Origin of the sequence: Nonomuraea candida, from assembly GCF_000725485.1 — a bacterium.
In the GTDB taxonomy this organism is placed as follows: domain Bacteria; phylum Actinomycetota; class Actinomycetes; order Streptosporangiales; family Streptosporangiaceae; genus Nonomuraea; species Nonomuraea candida.
Window position 1 is genome coordinate 52,728 of sequence record NZ_JOAG01000044.1, and the last position, 22,979, is coordinate 75,706.

The following is a 22,979-nucleotide window of genomic DNA, read 5'->3' on the forward strand; positions in this document are numbered from 1 at the left end:
GTAAGGCTGAGAAATCCATGATCACACACGAGGTTTCACCAGTGACGATCCCGGACGGCGCCCGGGGTGCGCCCGCCATCGAGGTGCGTGACCTGCGGCAGAGCTATGGCGACTTCGAGGCCGTGCGTGGCGTCTCCTTCCAGGTCCAGCCGGGCGAGCTGTTCGCGCTGCTGGGTACCAACGGCGCCGGCAAGACCACCACCATCGAGGTCCTGGAAGGGTTCTCCGCGCCCACCGGCGGCAGCGTGAAGGTACTCGGCCACGACCCGTTCACCGAGCGGGCCAGGGTCCGCGCCCGCACCGGCCTGATGCTCCAGGAAGGCGGGTTCTTCGGCGACCTGACCGTGGCGGAGACCGTCCGGTTCTGGCGCGACGTCTCCCCGCGCAAGCCCTGCTCGGCCACCGAGATCCTGGAACGGGTCGAGCTCGCCGACAAGGCGGGCGTCCGGGTCAGGCAGCTGTCCGGCGGGCAGAAGCGCCGCCTGGACCTGGCCCTGGCCACGCTGGCCCGGCCCCAGGTGCTGTTCCTGGACGAGCCCACCACCGGCATGGACCCCGAGGCGCGCCGCAACACCTGGACCCTCATCCAGGACCTGGTCGCCGCCGGCACCACCGTCCTGCTCACCACCCACTACCTGGAAGAGGCCGAGCAACTCGCCGGCCGGCTGGCCATCATGCACGCCGGCCGGATCGAGTTGACCGGCACCGTCGCCGAGGTGGTGGCCGCCCACGGGCACAGCATCCGCTTCCAGCACCCCGCCCAGGTCGCCGCCCGCCACCTGCCCGCCCTGAACGGCGTCCGGCCCCGGGTGGAGCGCGGCACGGTCGAGTACCGGCTCAGCCCCGACCCGGCCGACACCCAGCACGCCCTGGCCCGCCTGCTGGCCTGGGCATCCGAACACCGTCTCGTCCTGACCCGGCTCGAGGTGCGCAGCGCCTCCCTGGAGGACGTCTTCCTGGAGGTGGCTCATGGCGCTTAGCCGGCCCCAGTCCCCGTCCCTCGATCCATCACTGCTGCTCGGCAACACCTGGAGGGTGGCCCGGCTCGACCTGACCCTGCTGCTGCGCAACCGCATGGCCTTCTTCACCGCCATCGCCTTCCCCCTGCTGCTGGGCAGCGTGGCCCTGCTGCTGCGCAGCGGCTACGTCTCCGGCGTCTCCACCGGCCTCTACACCCTGACCGGGATGCTCGCCCTGGCCGGCTTCTTCGTCACCTTCATGCACCTGACCACCGTCTTCACCGTCCGCCGCGAGGAACTCGTCCTCAAACGCATGCGCGGCAGCGTCCTGTCCGAGACGGCCATCTTCGCCGGCAGCGGCCTGGCCACCACCCTGGTCTACGTCGTCCAGGCAGCCGTCCTGATCACCCTGAGCATCACCACCCTCGGCGGCCACCTGCCCCGCAACCTGCCCCTGCTGTTCCTCGGCGTGGTCCTGGGCTCGGTCATGTTCGTCCCGCTGGCCGCCGCGCTGTCCGGCGTCACCAAGAGCGGCGAGTCCGCGCAGATCACCGTCCTGCCGGCGATGCTCGTCCTGGCCGCCACCTCCCAGGCCAGCTTCCCCCTGACCGGCATGCCCGAGCTGCTCCAGCGCATCGCCGCCTCCCTGCCCCTGTCCCCGGTCGTCGACGTCATCCGCATCGGCTACTTCGGCCTCGACTTCACCACAGCCGCCCCGCACCCGGAACTCGGCTTCACCCAGTCCTGGGCCGCCGCCGCACCACGGCTCCTGCTCATCTGCGCATGGATCGTCGTCGGAACACTGATCGCCCGCAAGTACTTCCGCTGGGAGCCCCGCCACGGCTGACGGCCTCCGTCGCCCGTGGGTCCTGGGCTTCGGGAATCCCCGCCGCCTCCGGCGGCCCGGCCGGAGGCGGCGAGGTCGCGTCACGCGACCGCGGTGCCTTCGAGCTCGACCATCAGGTCGGGGATCGCCAGCCGGGTCACCCCGAGCATCGTGGTGGCCGGCGCCACCCCCGCGGCGCCCAGCCGGGACGCCAGCACGCCGTAGTGCTCGAAGAGCCGATCGACGTCGGTGGTGTAGACGTTGAGCCGGACGAGGTCCGCGAGGGACATGCCGGCCTCGCCGAGCACGGCCTCCAGGTTGTCGAGGCTCAGCGCCAGCTGCGCCGCCATGTCACCGGCGTGCCGGGGCTTGCCGTCGCCGCTCATCGCGGTCTGCCCGGCGCAGTAGAGGGTGCGGGTCTGCCCGGAGACGAGCTCGCCCTGGTTGTACCCCAGCTCCACCGACCACGTCCACGGGTTGACCGCCGTACGCTCCATTGCCACATCAGCTCCATTCGTTTCGTCGACATCGCCGGGGCCCTCGGGCCCTTCCGGCACGTCGATGAGCCTTCCAGGCAATGGCGACATCCTGTGTCGTGTATTCCGGATAGATTTTCCGCATGCGTGCCGACCGGCTGGTCTCCCTGGTGTTGCTGCTGCGGCAGCACGGCCGGATGTCGGCCACCGCGCTGGCCCGCGAGCTGGAGGTGTCCACCCGCACCGTGCTGCGCGACATCGAGGCGCTGTCGGCGGCCGGCGTCCCGGTCTACGCCGAACGCGGCCGGCACGGCGGGTTCGCGCTGATGCCCGGCTTCCGTACCGAGCTGACCGGGCTGAACCACGACGAGGCCCTCGCCCTGCTGGTCGCGGGGTCGCGGCGCGGCGCGCAGGCGTTCGGCCTCGGCTCGGCGCTGGCCTCGGCGATGCTCAAGGTGGTCGACGCGCTGCCCGAGAGCTATCGGGGCACCGCGGCCGGCGCGGCCGAGCGGTTGCTCATCGACCCGGAGACCGACCTGCTGTCGCGCCGGCTGGCCGACGAGGAGGTGCCGGACGCGATCGTGGCCGAGGTCCTGCGCGCGGTGTTCGCCGGGCGCAAGCTGCGCATCCACTACGCGGCGGTGGACCAGAGCCCGAAGTGGCGCACGGTGGACCCGATCGGCCTGGTCACCGTACGCGAGCGGGGCTACCTGCTGGCCACCAGGTCCGGCGCGGACCGCACGTACCGGCTGTCGCGCATCCTGGCCGCCGAGGAGCTCGCCGAGCCCGCGCAGCGCCCGGACCGGGTCGACCTGGACCGCGCCTGGCAGGAGCGCAGCACCCGGTTCCGCACCGGCGGCGACCAGGTCGCCGTGCTGGTGCGCATCGACCCGGCGCGGCGGGAGGACCTGGTGGGCACCGCGCTGGCCGTCCTCGCCGAGGAGACCGACCCGGACGGCCGGCTGCGGATGGAGGTGACCTTCCAGGACCGCAGGCACGCCGAGTGGGCGCTGTGGCAGCTCACCGCGAGAGCCGAGGCGCTGAGCCCGCAGTGGCTGCGCGACAGGATTCGCGACCGCGCCCTGGCGATCGCCGCCCGCTACGCCCCGTCATCCTGACCCCTCGAACCTGGCAGCTTTCCCGAATGCCGCGGCGGCTTCGTCCCCGTCGTACCAGGATGGGCCGTTCTACCGCGACGGCATGGTCCGGATCGTCGTGACCCCGACCTGGGCCAAGCTGATCGACTTCGAGACCACGCTGCCGAGCGCGGTCGAGGAGCTGATCCGGCAACGGGAGCGGCGCCGGCCCGGCTGAGCCCCGCGAGCCGGTCGCGGCGCCCGTCCGCCCCTCCTCGCAGGGATGGCTCCTGAGGGTCCTGGGGTGGTGACGCCTTGAGGGAGGCGGAGGCCGGGGCGGGGGTATAAGACGGTGTGATGTCGCATCCCTGGCGCGGCTGGTGCCTGCTCCGCCCCGGCCTCATGCTGTACGGCGGCACGGTCGGCAGGAACGAACCGCACGCGCACCACGCGGTCCAGCTCATCGTCGCCGCCGAGCCCTTCACCATGGCCGGCGCCCACGGCGAGCGGCTGACCACCCGGGCCGCCGTCGTTCCCCCCGGCGCCCGCCACGCCGTGGTCGCCGGCGCCCGCCAGGCCCTGCTCGTTCACCTGGACCCCCGCAGCTCCCCGGGCCGCGCGCTGCTCGCCCGCCTCGGCACCCCGGCCGAGCCTTTCGCCTGGCCCCCGCCCGCAGCGCGGCCGGCCGGCCCGGCTCAGAGGCCGGCCGCAGCGCACCCCGGCCAGGTGCCGGCAGGTCCGGGGGAAGCCCGGCCGCTCGTGTTCAGGCCGCCGTCGGCCGGTCACGCCCGCTTCGCCGAGGCGGCGGCCGCGCTGCGGGCGGTCGAGGACTGGACCGGCCACCACACCGCCGCCGGCCTTCCGCCGCACCCGGCGGTGGAGGCGGCGATCGAGGTGATCCCCACGCTCCTGGAGCGGGGGCCGGTGCGCCTGCGGGCGGTGGCGGACGCGGTCCACCTGTCGCCCAGCCGGCTGGCGCACCTGTTCAGCGCGCACGTGGGGATCCCGCTGCGGCCGTACGTGCGGTGGTCGCGCATGCAGCGCGCCATCGGGCTGGTGGCCGAGGGGCGGACGCTGACGGCGGCCGCCCACAGCGCCGGGTTCACCGACGGCCCGCACTTCACCCGGGTGTTCCGGGACACCTTCGGGACCACGCCCTCCGAGCTGTCCGCCGCGATCGACTGGGTGCCCTGACCCCGCGAAGCACGCCACGGCCCCGCCCCGGAGCCCGCCCCCGCAGCGGCCCGGACGCGTCGTCGGCGTGACGGTCGCGGGCCGGCTACCGCAGCTCGCGCTTGAGGATCTTGCCGGTCTCCGTCATCGGCAGGGTCTCGCGGAACTCGACGATCCGCGGGTACTTGTAGGCGGCCAGGTTCTCCTTGCCCCAGGCGACGAGCTCGTCCTCGGTCACCGTCGCGCCAGGCGCCGGGATGACGTACGCCTTGACCTCCTCCCCGTACGACTCGTGCGGCACGCCGACCACCGCCACCAGCGAGACCGCCGGATGCGCCATCAGCACCTCCTCCAGCTCGCGCGGGTAGATGTTGAACCCACCCCGGATGATCATGTCCTTGGTGCGGTCGACGATGCTGTAGTAGCCGCCCTCGTCGCGGGTGGCGACGTCACCGGTACGGAACCAGCCGTCCCGCAGCACCTCCCGGGTCTCCTCGGGCCGCCCGTGGTAGCCCTTCATGACGTTGTGGCCCCGGATGGCGATCTCCCCGGGCCCCTCGCCCTCGATGGTGTTCCAGTGGTCGTCCACCAGCCGCATCTCCACCCCCCAGATGGGGAAGCCGATGGTGCCGGGCCTGGTGGGCCGGCCGAGCTGGTTGAAGCAGGCCGCGGGGGAGGTCTCCGACAGGCCGTACCCCTCCAGGATCGGGATGCCGAACGTGGCCTCGAAGTCCTTGAGCACCTCCACCGGGCAGGCGGCGGCCCCCGACACCGCCACCCGTAACGTGGTGGGCACCTCGGCCCCGTCGGCGTGGATCTTCGCCAGCATCGCCCAGTACATGGTCGGCACCCCCGCGAACATCGTCACCTTCTCCTCGCGCATCAGCTCCAGCGCCCGGCCGGGCTCGAAACGCGGCAGGAGCACCAGCGTGGCGCGGCGGCGCAGGCTCACGTTCATGACCGAGGTCTGGCCGAAGGAGTGGAAGAACGGCAGCACGGCCAGCGAGACGTCGCCTTCGGGATCGGCCGGGAACATCTCGTCGCTCACCATCGTGTTGATCAGCAGGTTCGCGTGGGTGAGCGCGGCGCCCTTGGGCCGGCCGGTGGTGCCGGAGGTGTAGAGGATGGCCGCGATGTCGTCCGGCCCGGTCCGTACCGTCTCGAACTGGGCGGGCATCCCGTCCAGCGCCGCCCAGAACGACTCGCCGTGCTCCGACTCGGTGGCCAGCGGGGTGGCGGGCAGCACCAGGAAGTGCTCGCACTCCGCCGCGCCGTCGAACCCCTCCCGCCCGCGCGCCCCCGTCGGCAGCTCGGGGGTGCCCTCGAAGCAGAAGAACGCCTTGGCGTCGCTGTCGGCCAGGTGGTAGGTGATCTCGCGCGGCTGCAGCAGCACGCTGAGCGGGACCACGGTCGCCCCCGCTTTGAGGATGCCGAAGTAGACGAACGGGAAGTAGGGCAGGTTCGGGCACAGCAGCGCGACCTTGTCGCCCTTGCCGATCCCCCGGTCCGCCAGGAGCCCGGCCACCTGGTTCGCGACGGAGTCCACCATGGAGTACGACAGGCGCAGGTCGCCGAAGACCAGGGCGGCGCGGTCCGGAACCGCGCGGGCGCTGTCCTCCAGGACGATCGACAGATTGAGCATCGCGGCCCTTCCTCGAAAACGCGCACGCGCCGGAGCGTGCGCGTCCCCAGGATGCCGCGCGGACCGGGCCGCGACCTTGTACGAACGTGCCGTCTCCCAGGACACCGTGCCGTCAGCCCGGCGCGGCGGGCGTGCGTTCGGCCGCCGCCGCGCGCCTCGGAAACTTGTATGTCCAGGTTGAAAAAAATTATAGATCGAGTTATAAGTTTTCTTGATCCAGGCATAGAGGGAGTTGCCACCCCGAAACGGATGACCGCTGCCGCCCGGCCGCCGGTCATCGGGATGCCGCTCGCCGCGCTCATCCCGCCGGGGGCTGGTGGCGCCCATCGCCGTGTCCACGGTGGCCTGCGGCTTTTCTGCCAGGAGGTACGGGTCTACAAAGTCCTTTCGTGGGGGGGACATGTCTGTGCTGGACTTCCTCGGTCGTGACATGGCGGTCGACCTCGGCACGGCCAACACGCTCGTGTACGTCCGCAACAAGGGGATCGTCCTGGACGAGCCCTCGGTCGTGGCGCTGAACACCAGGACCGAGAAGATCGTCGCGGTCGGCGCCGAGGCCAAACAGATGATCGGCCGCACACCCGGCCACATCGTGGCCATCCGCCCGCTCGCCGACGGCGTGATCACCGAGCTCGAAGTGGCCGAGCAGATGCTGCGCTACTTCATCCAGAAGGTGCACCGCCGCCGCCACTTCGTCCAGCCCCGCCTCGTCGTGGCCGTGCCCAGCGGCACCACCGGGGTGGAGCAGCGCGCGGTGAAGGAGGCGGGATACCAGGCCGGCGCCCGCAAGGTGTACATCATCGAGGAGCCCATGGCCGCCGCCATCGGGTCGGGGCTGCCGGTGAACGAGGCCGTGGGCAGCATGGTGGTCGACATCGGCGGCGGCACCACGGAGGTCGCCGTCATCTCGCTGGGCGGCATCGTCACCGCCCGCTCGCTGCGGGTCGGCGGCGACGAGCTGGACGAGGCCATCATCCAGTACGTCAAGAAGGAGCACTCGCTGCTCCTCGGCGAGCGCACGGCCGAGGAGATCAAGATCGAGCTGGGCTTCGCCTGCCCGCAGGAGCAGGAGCCGGAGGCCGACATCAGGGGACGCGATCTGATCAGCGGCCTGCCGCGCACGGTCAGGATCTCGGCGGCGGAGGTGCGCGAGGCCATCGAGGAGCCCGTGCACGCCATCATCGACGCCGTGCAGACCGCGCTCGACCAGTGCCCGCCCGAGCTGGCCGGTGACCTGGTGAAGACCGGCATCACGCTGACCGGCGGCGGCGCGCTGCTGCGCGGCCTGGACCGGCGGCTGGGCCAGGCCACCGGCATGCCGATCAGGGTCGTGGAGAACCCGCTGCACTCCGTGGTGCTGGGCTCCGGCCGGTGCGTCGAGGAGTTCGACCGGCTGCAGGGCGTCCTGGTGCCCGAGCCGCGGCGCTGATCGGGGGAGGCGACATGCGTGTGTTCTCTCGTATGCGAGCGTTCCCGAGGATGCGAGCGTTCCCGGGGATGCGAGCGCTTCCGAGGATGCCGGCGTTCTCCGGAGTGCGGGCGGCGCCGCCGGTGCGGGCGCCCCACCGGCCGCGCCGGGTGCTCGTGCTGCTGGTCGTGGCCGCGGTCGGGCTGATCACCCTCGACCTGCGCGGGCACGCCTCCTTCCTGCGTACGGCGACCGCCGCCGTGGCCGGGCCGGCCGAGCAGGCGCTCGCCGCCGCGGGCCGGCCGGTGGGCGCCGTGGCGGGAGCCGGGGAGGCGCGCGAGCGGGCCGAGGAGGCCGAGCGGCGGGCGTCCCGGCTGGCGGCGGAGCTGTGGGCGGAGCGGGCCGCCCGGACCCGGGACGCCCAGCGGCACCGGCTGGCCGCCTCCCACCCGGGGCTCAGCCTGATCGACGCCCGCGTCGTCGGCGTGCGCGGCGACAGCGTCACCATCGACGCCGGGTCGCGGGCGGGGGTGGCCCCCGACATGGCCGTGGTCACCGCCGACGGGCTGGTGGGGCGGGTGGTCGAGGCCGGGCCGGCGGTCTCCACCGTCCTGCTCGCCACGGCCCGCTCCGCCGCGGCGGGCGCCCGGGTGACGGACGCCCCCGCGAAGGCCGGGCGGATCGGCACCGTCGAGGGCCGTGGCGACGGGCTGCTGTCGCTGCGGCTGCTCGACGCCGACGCCCCGCTGCGGCCCGGTCAGCGCGTCGAGACGCTCGGCTCCAGCGGCCTGCGCCCCTACCCGCCGGGCGTGCCCATCGGCACGGTGGAGCGCGTCGAGCCCGCCCGCGACCAGCTCACCCGCACCGCCCTGGTGCGCCCCGCCGTCTCCTTCGGCACCCTCGACGTCGTGGGCGTGATCAGGGATGCGGGCTAGGCTCGCGGCGGCGGTGACGCTGGCCCCGCTGCTCCAGGTGGCCATGATGGAGCGGCTGCCGATCCCGCCGCCCGACCTCGTGCTGCTGGTGGCCGTCGTGGCCGGCGCCGCCCTGGGGCCGCTCGCCGGCGCGGTGACCGGCTTCGCGGCCGGGCTGGTCGCGGACCTGGTCCCGCCCGCGCTGCCGCCCGCCGGCCGCACCGCGCTGCTGCTCTGCCTGGCCGGGTACGCCGCCGGGCTGATCCCGCGCTCACCGGCGCGCGAGCTGCCCACGACGGCTCGCGCGCTGGTGGCGAGCGCGGGCGGCACCGTCCTCGTGACGGCCGCCGCCCTGCTGCTCGCCGCCTGGCCGGGCACCCCCGCGCCCGCCTCCTGGACGGGCGGCGCCACCCCGGTGGCCGGCCTGCCGCCCGCCGCGGCGGCCCTGGCCGCCCTCCCGTGCAACCTGATCGCCGGCCCGCTGCTGTGGCGCCTGCTCACCCGGCGCCCCCGGGCCTCACTGAGAAGGCACAACCATGCGACCCTCCCGCTTCCGCCTGCCGCTGGTGCACCTGCTGGTGGCAGCGATCTTCCTCACCCTGCTCGGCCGGTTGTGGCAGGTGCAGATCCTGGACGGCGAGCGCTACGACCGAGCCGCCTTCGCCGACCACGTGCGCCACATCGCCATCCCGGCCGTGCGCGGGCGCATCCTCGATGACCGGGGCCGCCCCCTGGCCCGCAACCGCGCCGCGATGACGATCTCCGTGGACCGGGTCGAGCTCGGCCGGCAGCCCGACCGGGGCCGCGCCACGCTGCGCGCGCTGGCCGCGCTGCTCGACCGGCCCTACGAGGAGCTGTCGCGGCGGATGACGCCGTGCGGGCCCCGGACGGGCAAGCCCTGCTGGGCGGGCTCGCCGTACGAGCCGATCCCGGTGGCCGAGGGCGTCCCGGCGAGGACCGCCACGCAGATCGCCGAGCGGCCGGAGGACTTCCCCGGCGTGAGCGCCGCGCCCGAGCCCGTCCGCGACCATCCCCGGGGGGAGCTGGCCGCGCACGTGCTCGGCTACCTGGGGCCGGCGGACGAGGGCGCCGGCGAGGTCGGCAGGGACGGCCTCGAAGCGTCGTACGAGGCGGACCTGCGCGGCGAGCCGGGCAGCAGGGAGGTCGTCGTGGACAGCGCGGGACAGGTGCTGCGCACCGTGCGCGAGCAGCCGCCCGCGCCCGGCGCCACGCTCGTCACCAGCATCGACGCCGACGTGCAGGCGGTGACGGAGCGGGCGCTGGAACGCGCGGTCCGCAAGGCGCGCGGCCGGGGCGCGCCGGCCGACTCGGGGGCCGCCGTCGTGCTGGAGGCCCGCACCGGGCGCGTGGTCGCCATGGCCTCCTACCCCGGCTACGACCCCGAGGTGTGGACGGGCGGCATCGAGCCGGACGACTACCGCCGGCTCACCTCCGGCCACGACCGGCCGCTGCTGTCGCGGGCCATCCAGGCGCAGTGGCCGCCCGCCTCCACCTGGAAGGTCGTCTCCACGGCCGCCGCCACGGGCGCCGGCTACCCGCTGAAGGGACGCTACGACTGCCCCGGCTCCTACCGGGTCGGCGACCGCTCCTTCCGCAACTTCGGCGGCGCCGACCTCGGCGTCATGGACCTGCACGAGGCCCTCGTCCAGTCCTGCGACACGATCTACTACCGCTTCGCGCACCAGCTCTGGCTCAAGGACCACCGCGACCCCATGCAGCGCATGGCCAGGGCCTTCGGCTTCGGCGCCGAGACCGGCGTGGACCTGCCCGGCGAGGCCGCGGGCCGGGTGCCCGACCGGGCGTGGAAGAAGGCGTACTGGGAGGAGACCAGGCAGCGCACGTGCGAGGAGGCGCGCGAGGGCTACCCGGAGACGGCCAGGACCGACCCCGGCAGGGCCGCCTACCTCAAGGCGATCGCCGCCGAGAACTGCGCCCGCGGCTACGCCTGGACCGCCGGTGACGCCGCGAACTTCTCCATCGGGCAGGGCGACGTGCTGGCCACGCCGCTGCAACTGGCCCGCGCGTACGCGGCCCTCGCCAACGGCGGCACCCTCTTCTCCCCCCGCGTCGGCAAGGAGGTGCGCGGCCCGGACGGCCGGCTCGTCAGGTCCGTCGTCCCGCCCGTCACGGGGCGGCTGCCGGTGCCCGGCAAGACGCTGTCCTACATCAGGGACGCGCTGGCGGAGGTGCCGAAGTCGGGCACGGCCGCCGGCGCGTTCGCCGGGTTCCCGCTCGGCAAGCTGGCGGTGGCCGGCAAGACGGGCACGGCGGAGGCGTACGGGGAGAAGGACACCTCCTGGTTCGCCTCCTTCGCCCCCGCCGATGACCCCCGCCACGTGGTCGTGGCCGTGATCTCGCAGGGCGGCTCGGGCGGCGAGGCGGCGGCGCCGGCCGTCCGGGAGATCTGGTCCGGCATGTACGGGCTGGAGGGCCGGACGGCCGCCCTGCCCGCGAGGAGCCGCAGATGACGCCCTTCACCTCCGGCGGCACCCGGCTCGTGCCCCGCCGCGACGACGTGCCCCAGTGGCGCGCGCACGCGCCGCTCACCGACCGGGCCGGGGGCGTCCTCACCCGGCTGCGGCGTGACCGGCGGCGGGCCGCCCTGCGGGCCGTCGACTGGACGCTGCTGGTCCCGGCGCTCCTGCTCTGCCTGACGGGCACGCTGCTGGTCTGGTCGGCCACCCGGCCCAGGATGGAGGCGGCGGGGGAGGACCCGCAGACCTACCTCAAGAGGCAGGCCGCGAACGTCCTCGTGGGCCTGGCCGTGATGACCGCGATCACCCTGTCCGGCCATGGCGCGCTGCGCGCGTGGACGACGCCGGCGTACCTGGCCGGGCTGCTCGGCCTGGCGGCGGTGCTGACCCCGCTGGGGACGACCGCCAACGGCGCGCAGTCGTGGCTCTCGCTCGGCGGTCTGGACGTGCAGCCGTCGGAGCCGGCCAAGGTCGCGCTCGTGCTCATGCTGGCCGCGGTGCTGGCCGACGGCGCCCGGGGGAGGGGGTTCGCGCTCGCGCTGGCGGTGGCGGCCCTCCCGCTCGGCCTCATCATGCTCCAGCCCGACCTCGGCACCGCCATGATCATGGTGGTGACGGCGGGCGGCATGCTGGTGGTGGCCGGGCTGCGCGGCCGGTGGATCGCCCTGCTGGCCGGGGCGGGCGTCGCCGCGGCGGCCGCGGCCTGGTTCCTCGGGCTGCTCCGCCCGCACCAGATGCAGCGGCTGCTCACCTTCGCCGACCCGATGGCCGACCCGCAGGGCGCGGGGTACAACGCCACGCAGGCGCTGGTGACGGTCGGCTCGGGCGGGCTGTTCGGGCGGGGCTTGTTCCGCGGCGACCAGACCGGCGGGCGGTTCGTCCCCGAGCAGCACACCGACTTCGTCTTCACCGTGGCCGGCGAGGAGCTCGGGTTCGCCGGGGCGGCGCTGATCCTGGTGCTGCTCTGGGCGCTGCTGCGGCGGGCGCTGCGCGTCGCGGACGGTGCGGTCACCCCCTTCGGCAGGCTGGCCGCCGCCGGGATCGCCTGCTGGCTGGCCGCGCAGACGTTCGTCAACGTCGGCATGGTGCTGGGCCTGGCGCCCATCGTGGGCGTGCCGCTGCCGTTCGTCTCCTACGGGGGGTCGTCGACCGTGGCATGCCTGGCGGCGGTGGGCGTGCTGATGTCGGTACGCCGCCAGGCCGTGCTCTAGGAGGCGCCGCCCCTCGTCTGCCAGGCTTCGCCGCGCAGGACGTCGATCCAGGTCCCGTCGCCGAGCCGGCCGGTCACGGTCACCTCCGGGCCGCCGACCATGAAGTCGGTGTGCAGGACCGCCTGGTTGACGCCCCGGTCGCGGAGCTGCTCGGAGGTGCTGTCCAGCCATCCGGGCAGCACGTTGGGTATCCCGGCGCCCCAGGCGAGGTGGCAGGCGGCGTTCTCGTCCAGCAGGGTCGTCAGGTAGGTGCGGCCGCTCCGCCCGATGGGGGAGCTGTTGTCGACGAGGGCGACCTCGCCCAGGCTCGGCGCTCCCTCGTCGGCGGCGAGCTGGGCCCTGACCGCCTCCGCGCCGCGGCTCGCCGCGACGTCCACGATCCGGCCCCCGGCGAACGTCAGCCGCAGGTCCTCCACGACCACCCCGTCGAGCGCCAGCGGGCGCGTGCTGGTCACCACGCCCTCGGCGCGGGTGCGGTCCGGCGTCGTGTACACCTCCTCGGTCGGCAGGTTCACGATGGTGTGCTGCCCCGTACGCGCGGCCTGCTCCGAGGTCAGCCAGCGGGCGCCCGGGATCAGCCCGATGGTCAGATCCGTGCCCGGCCCGGCGAACCGCAGCGCGTCCAGGCCGAGCCCGGTCAGCCGGTCGGCGTGCCGGCGCAGCTCCGCCATGCGCTCGCGCCAGGCCGCGACCGGGTCGGGCCGGTCGAGGCGCAGGAAACGTTCGAGGTCCCGCCACAGCGCTTCGACGTCGGGCTCGCCGTACACGAGCCGCGCCCACTCTGCGGTCGGGTAGCAGACGATCGTCCAGGCCAGCCGCGCGTCGATCTGCGCCCTGATCCGGGAGGCCAGCGCGGGCATCCGGTCCAGGCCCGCGCGGGCGCCGTCGAGGCCGGACAGCAGCGCGGGCCGGGGATCGCCCCTGACGCTGATCAGCGCGCCCCCGGCGGCGGCGAGATTCTCGTAGCGGCGGTCCAGCCACGGCGGCGTCCAGGCCAGCGACTCCCGCTCCGCGTGGCGGACGCGGGACGCCTTGGCGTGCGGCTCGAAATACCACACGTCCACATAACGCGCGCCGCGCCGGTAGGCGTGCTCGGCCAGGGCGTGCGCCAGCGGCGCGTGCTCGGGCAGGGCGTCGATCCCGAGGATCTGCCCGTTCTCGAACTGCAGGCCCGCGTCGAGGATCACCTCGGCGTACGCGTCCAGCCGGTCCGTCATCTCCCGCTCCTCACCATGGTCGCGGCGCGCTGCCGGCGCCCTTGCCGCAGAGCGTCCCCGCCCGGGAGGCTGGCCGGCAAAGGATTCGGGCCTGCCCGAATCCTCCCTACGGACCCGGCCCCGGGAGAACCGATGATCCGTCTGCGTCTCGGCGAAGCCGACCTGCTCCGCAGCCGCTTCGCCGTGGCCCCGCTGTGGGAGGCCACCGCGGCGGTACGCGCCGTCCGCCACGCCGGCCGTCACCTTCCCTGGCTGCGCCCTGCCGCCGGGCGGGCGGTGGCCGCCGACCTCGGCGTGCTGCCGCACCTGCTGCCGCCCACGGGCTACGCCCCCGACTTCCTGACCCCGCCGCCCACCCGCCCGCTGCCGGACCCGGAGGACGAGTTCGACCGGCTGCGCGGCCTGCCTCTCGACGTGGTCGCCGCCGAGCTGGCCAGATCCGGCCCGCCGCCCGCCGTCTCGGCCAGGCTCCCCGGTGACCCGGCCGCCGCCCTCGCGCACCTGGCCGCCTCGATGCGCACGGTCTGGCGGCGGCTGCTCGCCCCGCAGTGGCCGCGGATGAGGGACCTCCTCGAAGCGGACATCGCCTACCGGGCCGCCGGCGTGGCCCGGGGCGGGTTCGCGTCGATGCTCGGCGAGCTGCACCCCGGCGTGCGCTGGGCCGGCGGGTGGCTGGAGATCGACGGGCCGGGCCGCGAGACGCTCGACCTCGCCGGCCGTGGCCTGCTCCTCGTGCCGAGCCTGCTGCACGGGCCCGTGCCGAGCGTGCAGCACGACCGGCCGTGGCAGCCGACGCTCATCTATCCGGCCAGGGGCGCGGCCACCCTCGGCGCCCGCCCGGAGGCGCCGCCCGGCACGCTGACCGCCCTGCTCGGCCGCAGCCGCGCGGCGATCCTCGCCGAGCTCGACGAGCCGATGGCCACCGGCGTCCTGGCCCGCCGCCTGGGCCTCAGCCCGGCCACCGTGTCCGGGCACCTCAAGGTCCTGCTGCACGCCGGCCTCCTGACCGCGCGGCGAGCCGGCCGCCAGGTCCACTACGGGCGCACCCCGCTCGGCACGGCCGTCGTGAGCCACGGACGGCACTGATACCGCCCTCGCCGCCGCCCTCCACCGGCCCGGCGTGACCTGAGATCCGCTTCGGCATTCGTCCCACCTGCCGCGCGCCGCGCGGTTACGGTGGCGTTCGTGAACGGCACGGGCGCGTAGGGGGAGGGGCGGGGATGGATCCGCTGGTGTTGGCGGCGGCGACCGCGGTGGTGACCGCGATGGCGACCGAGGGCTGGCAGCAGGCCCGCAACGCGGTCGTCGCGCTGTGGCGGCGGGCGCGCCCCGAACGGGCCGAGGTGATCGCCGCCGAGCTGGAGGAGACCCACGCCGAGGTGGTGGCCGCGCGCCGGGCGGGCGACGGGCAGGCCGAGCAGGACCTGGTCGGCGACTGGCAGCGCAAGCTGCGGCGGCTGCTGGACGCCGACCCCGGCCTGGGCGACGAGCTGCGGCGGGTCCTGGACGAGGAGCTGGCGCCGCTGCTGCCGCCGGACCGGCAGCCCGGCGCCCACAACGTGACGATCACGGTCACCGTCTCCGGGCAGGGACGGGCCAACATCGCGGCCCGAGACCAGCACATCACCGAAAGGTGAGCCGGCCGTCCGGTCGCTCCTCGGACGGGGTGACTTCCGGCGGCGACATTCGGCGCAGCCCGGAACGTGGTGATCGGCAGGCGGGGATGCCGTGGGAGGCGTCGGCCGCCTTCTGACGCCCCTTCTCCTGCTCTGCTTCTCCTCCCGGCGAGGTGGCTTCAACCGGGTCTTCGAGTTCGGCGCGCGGGCTCGCCTTGCGGGGCTGCCTGCCCCGGTCAGCAGCAGTTCTTCAGGTACGACTGCAGGTCGGACAGGGCGGCGGCGACGGCCTGCCTGTCGGCGCGGTACCAGGTGACCTTGCCGTCCTTGCGGGAGGTGAGGAGGCCGCCGCGTCTGAGCTCGGCCAGTTGCTCGGAGGCGCGGGGCTGGCCGATGCCGGCGCGCTCGGCGACCTGGCCGACGGACAGCTCGGCGCCGCGCGCGAACAGGGCCAGGATGCGCTGGCGGACCGGGCTGTCCAGGGCGCGCAGGAAAGCGCCCGCGGCCGCGCTGAGCTCCACGGGCGGCGGCGGCACGGCCGATCGATCGGCGCCGGCCGCTGCGACGCCCGCCGGGGTGGGGCCGGCCGTGGTGGCGGTGTCGGCCGTGGTGGCGGTGTCGGCCGTGGTGGGGCCGGCTGCTACGGGGCCGGGCAGGCCGGCCTGGCCGCCGCGTACGCCGCCCGGCGGGCGGGCCTGGCCCCGCTGGTGATCGAGGCCGGGGCGCGACCGGTCGGATCCTGGCCGCGCTACTACGACAGCCTCACCCTGTTCTCCCCGGCCCGCCACAGCGCCCTGCCCGGACGGCCTTTCCCCGGTGACCCGGACCGCTACCCCGGCCGGGACGAGGTGGTGGCCTACCTCCTGGGCGCGGCCGCTGCTGACCGGGGGCAAGGGCACGCCGGTGTTCGACACCGGCACATACCGGGAGCGGATCGCCGGCGCCGCCCGGCACGGGCGCCGAGCGAGCGCGTCATGACCGCCGCTCACGTCCCCGGGCTGACCAGCCCCGTCTCATAGGCGACGACGACCAGTTGCGCGCGGTCGCGCGCCCCCAGTTTCGCCATCGCCCGGCTGACATGAGTGCGCGCGGTGGCCGGGCTGAGGAACAGCTCGGCGCCGATCTCGTGGTTGCTCAGACCCCGCCCCACCAGGGCCACCACCTCACGCTCGCGCTCGGTCAGCACCGCGAGCCGGTCCTCCGCGACCGTGGCGGCCCTGCGCCGCGCGGTGAGCTGGCCGATGAGACGCCGGGTGATCCGCGGCGCGAGCAGCGCCTCCCCGGCCGCGACCACCCGGATCGCGTGCAGCAGCTCGGCCGGCCCGGCGTCCTTGAGCAGGAAGCCGCTGGCGCCGGCCTGCAAGGCGTCGAAGACGTACTCGTCGGTGTCGTACGTGGTGAGAATGATGATCCGCACCCGCTCCAGCCCGCGCGTCCCGGCGATCCGGGCGGTGGCCTGGATGCCGTCCAGCTTCGGCATGCGGATGTCCATGAGGACGACGTCGGGGCGGGTGGCGCGGGCCCGCTCGACGGCCTCGGCCCCGTTGGTGGCCTCTCCCACGACGGTGATGCCCTCCTCCAGGTCGAGCAGGACCTTGAACCCGGAGCGCACGAGCCCCTCGTCGTCGGCGAGCAGCACCCTGATCGGGGCGTCCTCCGGGGCGGCGGACGCGTTCACAGGCCCGGCCCGGCCGGCGCGAGGGGCAGACGCGCCCTGACCTCGAACCCGCCGCCGGGCAGCGGCGCGGCCTGGAACTCTCCGCCCAGCAGCCGGCAACGCTCCCGCATGCCGGGGATCCCGCGGCCGGGCGGGCGCGGCTCGGCCGCGTCGTGAGCCGGGGCGGCGCGGCGGCCCTCGTCGGTCACGCGGATCTCCAGCGCCTCGGACCCCGGGGTCAGCGCTATCGTGACCCGGGTCGGGCCGGCATGGCGCACCACGTTGGTGATCGACTCCTGCACGATCCGGTAGGCGGCGCTTCCCACCGCGCCGGGCAGCGGCGCCACGGGCGGGGTCTCCTCCAGCCGCACGTCGAGCCCCGCCTCGCGCGCCTTGGCGGCCAGCTCGTCGATCTGTCCCAGCCCGGGGTACGGGCCCCGCCCCTCGTCGTCCGTGCCGTCGTCGTCACGGAGCACCCCGAGGACGGCCCGCATCTCCCGCAGCGCCCGGGAACTGGTCTGCTCGACGGTGCGCAGCGCCTCGCGCGCCGCCTCCGGCCGCCGGTCGAGCACGTGCGCGGCGACCCCGGACTGGACGTTGATGATCGCTATGGCGTGGGCGACGGTGTCGTGGACCTCGCGCGCGATCCGGAGCCGTTCGGCGTTCACCCGGGCGCGCGCCTCCTCCTCCCGCGTGCGTTCGGCCGCCTCGGCCCGCTCCTGCGCCTCGGCCGCGATGACCTGCCGGGACCGGACGGACTCGCCGAGGGCCGCGCTCATGACCGACGCGCCGATCCGGAAGTACACCCAGCCGATGGCGGCGCGTGGCTCGATGTCGGCCGCGGCGACGAGCCAGGTGGCGGTGAGCACGGAGGTGCCCACGCCGGCGATCACCAGCGACCGCCGCCCGTCGCCGTAGGCGGCGAGGGTGTACAGGGCGACGAAGAGCCCGAGCCAGCCGGGCCCGTCGGGGAAGTCGAGGGTGTAGTACGCCGCGCTGGCCAGCGCGGTGATGACGAACACCGGCACCGGCCACCGGCGGCGCACGGCGATCGCCACGCCACTCACGATCAGCAGCCCGTAGCCCAGGTTCCCGAGATCGGTGAGGGGACGCTGGACCACCTCGCCGGCGTTGCGCACCATCGTGCCCTGAACCTGCATCACGGTGATGAAGAGCGCGAGCAGCACGTCCTGCGCCGGCGCGGGCAGGCGCGAGGCCATCACGCGGTGTTCCATGCCGCGATCCTACGGTCGCCGCTCGCGCGGGCACTCCGCCCGGACGCGCGGCCCCGTACGGCGACGGGCGTATCGGGGCACGGGGTCCGTACGCAGAACTGCGTAGATCCCACCGTCCCCTGCCGGAAGCCCCGGCCGCCCCGGCCGCGCGACGATCGCTGCGACGTCAACCACTTCGACCCCTCACGCCCGTCACCGGCGTCTCACCCGGGACGGGCCGAGCCGCCGGGCACCTGCTGCCGGTGCCCGGCATCCGACCGAAAGGATCCTCATGTCCGTCCGTCACCTGCCGGCCGCCGCCGCGGCCGCCCTGCTCGGAGTCGTGGGGCTCGCCACACCGGCGGCCGCGCACGCTCTGGTCCAGCCCGTCGGCGCTTACACCTTGACCTCCGGGCGTACGTGGAGCTTGGTGGCGGCGCTGCTGGGGCTGGCCGGCGTGATCATCGGCGGGCTGGCCCTGGCCCGTCGCGCCGGCGCCGGGAGGAGGAAGGCCGTCGTGGCCCTGGTGGCGGGGCCGGCCTGCGCGGTCATCGGCGGGCTGGTCGTCGCCGTGGCCGACGGCGGCCCCGGCACGGGCTACGGCATAGTCGGGGGCTACCTGGACCTGGCGCTCGGGCTGCTCGCCACGGCCCTCGGCGCCCTGGCCCTGGCCCGCGCCCGCCGAGCGCAGCAGCGCACCCCATGACCCCGCTCGATGACCCCGCTCGGCAGGACCAGGTGCGCTCCCGGATCGCTTGATGACTACAGGCGGCCGGTGCGGGGCGGGTTCCGGCCCGGCCCGGCCGCCCGGCGCAGCGGGCGGGCACCGTACGCACGCCGCGGGGAGCAGGGCTTCCTGCGGCTGGATCCGCTGCAACCGACTCCGGGGCGACGGGGTTCTCCAGGGTGTTGCCAGTGAGAGGAGTGCGGTGATGACCATGGAGACTTCCGTGGAAGGGCGACAGGCGGGCGGCGCGTGGGCGGTGATGGAGAAGTTCTATGCCGCCGAGGCGGCGTACGTGGCCGCGGGCGGGTACGGGAAGGCCAGCTATGACCGGGTCGCCGCGTACCTGGATCCGGAGGTGGTGCTGCACCAGGCTCCGGGCCTGCCGTTCACGGGCACGGGGACGTGGCGGGGCCGGGACGGCATGGAGCGGTTCCTGGCCGCCTTCAGCGAGGTCTGGGAATCGATGGAGTTCCTGGAGCAGGAACACTGGGGCGACGGGGACACCGTGGTGGTGCGCAACCGGGTGCGGTTCCGCGCCCGGGCCACGGGCCGCGAGGTCGACACGCTGATCGTGCAGCTGATCACCGTTCGCGACGGCCGCATGCTCGAGTGCCGCCCCTTCTACTGGGACCCGGCCGCCGTCGCCCGGGCCTGCGACCCGGCAGGGCCGCGGTGAGCGGGGCGGCGGTGATCAGCCGGCGGCGTCGCGAAGACCAGGCCCGTCGCGGCCGTGGCCGCGGCGAACATCGGCCTCCTCGCCGGCCTGGACTACGAGGCGCCCCCGCAGGACCTGACCATCTCCCTGCGGCGCGTCCCGGCCCGCCCGGCGAGCGGCTTCCGGATCGCCGTCCCCCTGCGTGAGCGGGGGAGAGGTGAGAAAGCGGTTGAGGCGGCTTGCTGAGGGTACGGGAGGGGACCCGGCGCACCAGAGCGCCGGGCGTGCTCCCCGCAAGGAACCCTTCATGCGACTGGATCTCAACGTCAGCCTGTCCGCAGGCGCCCCCGTCGTCGGCGTGGCCGGCGAGGTCGACCTGCTCACCGCCGACGATCTGTACGAATTCCTCGCCACGGTGATCCGGCAGCGTGGCCCCCGGCTGAGCGTGGACCTGCGGCGGGTGACCTTCATGGACTCGCGCGGCGCCACCGCCCTGCTGCGGGCGCGCCGGCTGGCCCGCTCGCTCGGGGGGAACCTGACGCTGTTCGGCCCCAGCGCGCCGGCGGCCCTGGTGCTGCGGGCCGGCACCGGCTCGGGCGATCAGCTCGGCATGCTGCCTTCCCGCGCCCCCGCAGGACGCGATCGCGACATCCCCGTCCCCGCCGTCAGCAGCCGCAGGGCGTCGGAGGAGCGCTGATCGTGCGCGGTGTAGATCTCGAGCCGGTGGTCGGGGCTGTCGGGCTGGAGCCAGACCTGGTAGTCGACGTCGAGGTCTCCGGCCGTGGGGTGGTGGAGCCGCTTGAGGCCGGCGGTGCAGTCGCCGACGTGGCCGGCCGCCCAGAGCGTGGCGAACTCGCGGCTGCGCATGGTGAGCTCGCCGATCAGCTCGGCGAGGCGGGCGTCGCCGGAGTGGCGGCCGCTGACCAGGCGCAGGTAGGCGACGTGGTTCTTGGCGAGGTCGTCCCAGTTGCGGTGCAGCTCGCGGGCGTGGGGGTCGAGGAAGAACCAGCGTGAGAGCGACGGCCGGCCGGCGGCGTCGGCCGGCGCGTCGAAGTCGAGGTGCGGCGTGAGCAGGGCGTGGCCGGCGCGGTTCCAGGCGAGCACGTCGTTGCGCCTGCCGAGAACGAGAGCCGGCGTGTTCTCGCCCAGAGCGTCGAGGAGGGCGAGCACCCGGGGATGGGCCCGCTCCGGACGGGGACGGACCAGCGTGGTGACAGGACGCCGGCGCGCCAGGTTGCGCAGGTGGGCGGTCTCGGTCTCGTCCAGGCGCAGGACCCTGGCGAGCGCGTCGAGGACCTGCCCGGAGGCGCCGTCGGCCTGATCCTGTTCCAGGCGGGTGTAGTAGCTGATGCTGATGCCGGCGAGCTGGGCGAGCTCCTCGCGCCGCAGCCCGGGGACCCGGCGGACCGTTCCATGGCCGGCGATGCCCGCCTGCGCCGGCGTCACCCGGTCGCGGCGGCTGCGCAGAAACGCGCCAAGGCTCTCTCGTTCCACGCTCCGATGGTAGGCACCCGTCCCGGGTGCGTGCCTGCCCCTGTCAGTGGTACCCACGGCAGGGATCTGGCCCGCCCGTACGCCCCCGCCGCACCGTGGAGCCCATGACACAGGAGATGCACGCACCCATTGCGGTCGAGGACTCGGAGGAACCGGCTTCCCCTGCCCGGCGGGGCCCGTCGTGGACACTTCTCGCCCTGGCCGTCAGCGCCTTCGCGATCGGCACGACGGAGTTCATGACCAACGGCCTGCTGCTCACGCTCTCGGACGAGTTCGCGGTGCCCGTGGCCACGACCGGGCTGCTGACCACGGGGTACGCCGCCGGGGTCGTGGTGGGCGGCCCGGTGCTGGCGGCCCTGACCCTGCGTACCCCGCGCAAGAGGCTTCTGGTGACCCTGCTGGCGATCTTCCTCGTGGGCAACGCCGTCTGCGCGCTCGCGCCGTCCTTCGGCGTCCTGATGGCCGGGCGATTCGTCTCGGCGATCAGCCACGGCGCCTACTTCGGCGCCGCTTCCGTGGTCGCGGCCTCCCTCGTGCCGGTACGGCGCAGGGCGGCGGCCATCGCGTTCATGTTCACCGGGCTGACCCTGGCCAACGTGCTGGGCATGCCGCTGGGCACCTTCGTCGGCCAGTGGCTCGGCTGGCGCGAATCGTTCGGCCTGGTGATCGTCCTCGGGCTCGTCGGCCTCATCGGCGTCCTGGTCCTCACCCCGGCGGAGCGGACGGCCTCGGCCACGCGGCTGCGGGACGAGCTGCGTCCCTTCCGCTTCCCGGCCGTGTGGGGGGCGCTGGCGACGACGGCGATCGGCTTCGGCGGGCTCTTCGCCTCCTTCACCTACATCACGCCGCTGCTGACGACCGTCACCGGCTTCCCGGAGAGTGCGCTGACCTGGCTGCTGATGATCTACGGCGCGGGCCTGGTCGCCGGGAACTGGGCCGGAGGACGTGCCGCCGACCGGTACCCGAACGCGACGATCGCGGTGCTGCTCGTGCTCCTCATCACCGCGTTGGCCGGGCAGTCGTTGCTGGCCGGGGTGCCGGTCCTCACCGTGGTGCTGCTCTTCGTGGTCGGCGCCGCCGGGTTCGGGCTGATCTCGCCGTTGCAGAACCGGGTTCTGGCGGTGGCGGGGAGCGCGGCGACCATGATCTCGACGGCCAACATCGCCGCCTTCAACTTCGGGGCGACCCTCGGCAGCCTCGCCGGCGCGGCCACCCTTGAGGCCGGCCTCGGCTACACCGCACCCGGCTACGCCGGAGCCGCCATGAGCCTGGCCGGCCTGGCCGTCTTCGGCCTCACCGCCCGAGCCACGCGCAGCCGCTGACCCTCGAAGAGCGTGGCGGGCGCCCTGCCGCGGGCTAGGCGGAAGGCTGCCGCGCGGGTACGGACGGGAACGGCACGGGCTCGGCGCGCGGCGCGGCCAGGTCGTGGGCCGAGCGGGTGAGCGACGTACAACGCCGTGCGCAGCCACCGTACGGAGCGGTCCTGCTCGGGCGGCGGCACCGCCGAGCCGAACATCGCCGCCGCGACCCGGCACCGCCGAGCCGAACACTCAACACCGCGACCCGGCACCGCCACGACCTCGCGCGCCCCGGACGCGCGGCCCGGGGAGGGTGGCGCTGATGGTGATGCCGGCGGCGGGCACCGCGTTCACCGACAGCCCGCCGCCCAGCTCCGCGAACTCGGCGTGCCTGGCCCGCAGCCGGTCCGAGAGCCGCTCCGGGAGCAGTCCGTGCCCGTCGCCGCTGAGCGTCAGGCGCAGGCCGCGGACGCTCACGGTGAGCGCGACGCCCACGCACCGCACCGACCCGTCCAGCGCGAAGCCGTCCAGCGCGTCGCGGATCGTGGCATGGACGAGCTCCGCGCCGCGCCCGGTGAGGGGCTCGCCGGGAAGTGCCCACACCTCCACGGCGATCCCGGTGGAGCGGGACCACCGTTCCAGCCGGCCGGGCAGATCCCGCGCGGGCTCGACCCGTTCGTCGGGGCGGAGTGCGTCCAGTGCCATCGATCTTCCTTGACTGTCGGTACGGTGATGCGGATTTCAGGAGGGACGGCTCAGCAGGCCGTACAGCCGGTCGATCTTGCCGGCGTCGGCGATGAGCGGCAGCGTGTCGAACGTCAGGCTCCAGTCGGTGACCTTGCCGTCGCGGTGGCCGAAGCGTTCGATGACGCCGTAGGTGATCTCGCGGCCCTGGCTGCGCACGGTGCCGTACCACTCCTG

The 22,979-nt window shown here is 74.6% G+C and carries 25 protein-coding genes; 16 read left to right on the forward strand and 9 right to left on the reverse strand.

The features are described from left to right. Positions 1–17: 17 nt before the first annotated feature. Positions 18–980, forward strand: a complete 963-nt coding sequence (locus IO39_RS34590; RefSeq protein ID WP_052423737.1) for an ABC transporter ATP-binding protein — start codon at positions 18–20, stop codon at positions 978–980. Further along, positions 970–1,806, forward strand: coding sequence for an ABC transporter permease (locus IO39_RS34595; protein ID WP_084773976.1), 837 nt, complete (start codon positions 970–972; stop codon positions 1,804–1,806). The genes IO39_RS34590 and IO39_RS34595 overlap by 11 nt, the downstream gene beginning before the upstream one ends. 80 nt (positions 1,807–1,886) lie before the next feature. Here the strand turns inward: IO39_RS34595 and IO39_RS34600 are convergent, their stop codons facing one another. Beyond that, positions 1,887–2,282: a RidA family protein gene (locus IO39_RS34600; RefSeq protein ID WP_043632366.1), complete on the reverse strand. Its 396-nt coding sequence runs from the start codon at positions 2,280–2,282 to the stop codon at positions 1,887–1,889. 122 nt (positions 2,283–2,404) lie between these two features. Between IO39_RS34600 and IO39_RS34605 the strand changes: the two genes are divergently transcribed. Both IO39_RS34605 and IO39_RS34610 read left to right on the forward strand, forming a co-directional pair. After that, the gene (locus IO39_RS34605) at positions 2,405–3,379 is read left to right on the forward strand and encodes a helix-turn-helix transcriptional regulator (RefSeq protein ID WP_043632370.1); all 975 of its coding nucleotides are present in this window, start codon (positions 2,405–2,407) and stop codon (positions 3,377–3,379) included. A 315-nt stretch (positions 3,380–3,694) separates the two neighbouring features. Beyond that, positions 3,695–4,531: a helix-turn-helix transcriptional regulator gene (locus IO39_RS34610; RefSeq protein WP_043632374.1), complete on the forward strand. Its 837-nt coding sequence runs from the start codon at positions 3,695–3,697 to the stop codon at positions 4,529–4,531. An 85-nt stretch (positions 4,532–4,616) separates the two neighbouring features. On the opposite strand, the gene IO39_RS34615 is transcribed toward IO39_RS34610, so the two are convergent. Next, a complete protein-coding gene (locus tag IO39_RS34615) occupies positions 4,617–6,152 on the reverse strand; it encodes a long-chain-fatty-acid--CoA ligase (protein WP_043632377.1) in 1,536 nt (511 codons plus the stop codon). A gap of 400 nt (positions 6,153–6,552) precedes the next feature. On the opposite strand from IO39_RS34615, the gene IO39_RS34620 reads away from it, so the two are divergent. From IO39_RS34620 to rodA, 5 genes are all read left to right on the forward strand, one after another. Next, positions 6,553–7,581, forward strand: a complete 1,029-nt coding sequence (locus IO39_RS34620; protein WP_043632379.1) for a rod shape-determining protein — start codon at positions 6,553–6,555, stop codon at positions 7,579–7,581. Between the two features lie 68 nt (positions 7,582–7,649). Beyond that, positions 7,650–8,495 (forward strand): rod shape-determining protein MreC, encoded by an 846-nt coding sequence (gene mreC / locus IO39_RS34625; protein ID WP_157549259.1) that lies wholly within the window; start codon positions 7,650–7,652, stop codon positions 8,493–8,495. Continuing rightward, positions 8,485–9,192 carry a rod shape-determining protein MreD gene (locus tag IO39_RS58180; RefSeq protein ID WP_245642468.1) on the forward strand — a complete coding sequence of 236 codons (708 nt, stop codon included), beginning with the start codon at positions 8,485–8,487 and terminating at the stop codon, positions 9,190–9,192. Before mreC ends, IO39_RS58180 begins: the two co-directional genes overlap by 11 nt. Continuing rightward, complete coding sequence (gene mrdA / locus IO39_RS34630) at positions 9,074–10,963, forward strand: penicillin-binding protein 2 (protein WP_245642470.1); 1,890 nt, start codon at positions 9,074–9,076, stop codon at positions 10,961–10,963. Before IO39_RS58180 ends, mrdA begins: the two co-directional genes overlap by 119 nt. Then, the gene (gene rodA, locus IO39_RS34635) at positions 10,960–12,180 is read left to right on the forward strand and encodes a rod shape-determining protein RodA (RefSeq protein WP_084773978.1); all 1,221 of its coding nucleotides are present in this window, start codon (positions 10,960–10,962) and stop codon (positions 12,178–12,180) included. Before mrdA ends, rodA begins: the two co-directional genes overlap by 4 nt. On the opposite strand, the gene IO39_RS34640 is transcribed toward rodA, so the two are convergent. Then, a complete protein-coding gene (locus IO39_RS34640; RefSeq protein WP_043632382.1) occupies positions 12,177–13,397 on the reverse strand; it encodes an aminopeptidase in 1,221 nt (406 codons plus the stop codon). The genes rodA and IO39_RS34640 overlap by 4 nt on opposite strands. Before the next feature lie 132 nt (positions 13,398–13,529). On the opposite strand from IO39_RS34640, the gene IO39_RS34645 reads away from it, so the two are divergent. Together IO39_RS34645 and IO39_RS34650 are read left to right on the forward strand one after the other, a co-directional pair. Continuing rightward, the gene (locus IO39_RS34645; RefSeq protein WP_043632384.1) at positions 13,530–14,483 is read left to right on the forward strand and encodes an ArsR/SmtB family transcription factor; all 954 of its coding nucleotides are present in this window, start codon (positions 13,530–13,532) and stop codon (positions 14,481–14,483) included. A gap of 134 nt (positions 14,484–14,617) precedes the next feature. Further along, complete coding sequence (locus tag IO39_RS34650; protein WP_043632386.1) at positions 14,618–15,034, forward strand: hypothetical protein; 417 nt, start codon at positions 14,618–14,620, stop codon at positions 15,032–15,034. 215 nt (positions 15,035–15,249) lie between these two features. Here IO39_RS34650 and IO39_RS59940 read toward each other — a convergent pair whose 3' ends face one another. Beyond that, entirely contained in the window at positions 15,250–15,801 is a 552-nt protein-coding gene (locus IO39_RS59940; RefSeq protein ID WP_439331494.1) for an ArsR/SmtB family transcription factor, read from the reverse strand. On the opposite strand from IO39_RS59940, the gene IO39_RS59945 reads away from it, so the two are divergent. Beyond that, positions 15,709–16,032 carry a hypothetical protein gene (locus tag IO39_RS59945; RefSeq protein ID WP_439331495.1) on the forward strand — a complete coding sequence of 108 codons (324 nt, stop codon included), beginning with the start codon at positions 15,709–15,711 and terminating at the stop codon, positions 16,030–16,032. The genes IO39_RS59940 and IO39_RS59945 overlap by 93 nt on opposite strands. Here the strand turns inward: IO39_RS59945 and IO39_RS34660 are convergent. Next, positions 15,999–16,691, reverse strand: coding sequence for a response regulator transcription factor (locus IO39_RS34660; RefSeq protein ID WP_043632388.1), 693 nt, complete (start codon positions 16,689–16,691; stop codon positions 15,999–16,001). The two genes, IO39_RS59945 and IO39_RS34660, sit on opposite strands and share 34 nt — an antisense overlap. Then, complete coding sequence (locus IO39_RS34665; RefSeq protein WP_043632391.1) at positions 16,688–17,905, reverse strand: sensor histidine kinase; 1,218 nt, start codon at positions 17,903–17,905, stop codon at positions 16,688–16,690. The genes IO39_RS34660 and IO39_RS34665 overlap by 4 nt, the downstream gene beginning before the upstream one ends. Positions 17,906–18,176: 271 nt before the next feature. Between IO39_RS34665 and IO39_RS34670 the strand changes: the two genes are divergently transcribed. From IO39_RS34670 to IO39_RS51230, 3 genes are all read left to right on the forward strand, one after another. Then, on the forward strand, positions 18,177–18,590 hold the full coding sequence (locus IO39_RS34670) for a DUF6223 family protein (protein WP_043632393.1): 414 nt from the start codon (positions 18,177–18,179) through the stop codon (positions 18,588–18,590). Between the two features lie 244 nt (positions 18,591–18,834). Next, positions 18,835–19,287, forward strand: a complete 453-nt coding sequence (locus IO39_RS34675; protein ID WP_245642469.1) for a nuclear transport factor 2 family protein — start codon at positions 18,835–18,837, stop codon at positions 19,285–19,287. A 286-nt stretch (positions 19,288–19,573) separates the two neighbouring features. Continuing rightward, entirely contained in the window at positions 19,574–19,963 is a 390-nt protein-coding gene (locus IO39_RS51230) for an STAS domain-containing protein (RefSeq protein ID WP_052423739.1), read from the forward strand. Here the strand turns inward: IO39_RS51230 and IO39_RS34685 are convergent. Beyond that, the gene (locus tag IO39_RS34685) at positions 19,867–20,760 is read right to left on the reverse strand and encodes a helix-turn-helix transcriptional regulator (protein ID WP_043632400.1); all 894 of its coding nucleotides are present in this window, start codon (positions 20,758–20,760) and stop codon (positions 19,867–19,869) included. The genes IO39_RS51230 and IO39_RS34685 overlap by 97 nt on opposite strands. Before the next feature lie 116 nt (positions 20,761–20,876). On the opposite strand from IO39_RS34685, the gene IO39_RS34690 reads away from it, so the two are divergent. Next, positions 20,877–22,082 carry an MFS transporter gene (locus IO39_RS34690; RefSeq protein ID WP_063765400.1) on the forward strand — a complete coding sequence of 402 codons (1,206 nt, stop codon included), beginning with the start codon at positions 20,877–20,879 and terminating at the stop codon, positions 22,080–22,082. Positions 22,083–22,310: 228 nt separating this feature from the next. On the opposite strand, the gene IO39_RS34695 is transcribed toward IO39_RS34690, so the two are convergent. Together IO39_RS34695 and IO39_RS56230 are read right to left on the reverse strand one after the other, a co-directional pair. Next, entirely contained in the window at positions 22,311–22,763 is a 453-nt protein-coding gene (locus IO39_RS34695; protein ID WP_043632403.1) for a hypothetical protein, read from the reverse strand. Positions 22,764–22,799: 36 nt separating this feature from the next. Beyond that, positions 22,800–22,979, reverse strand: a 180-nt coding sequence (locus IO39_RS56230) for a hypothetical protein (RefSeq protein WP_043632406.1), incomplete at its 5' end; no start/stop codon positions are given.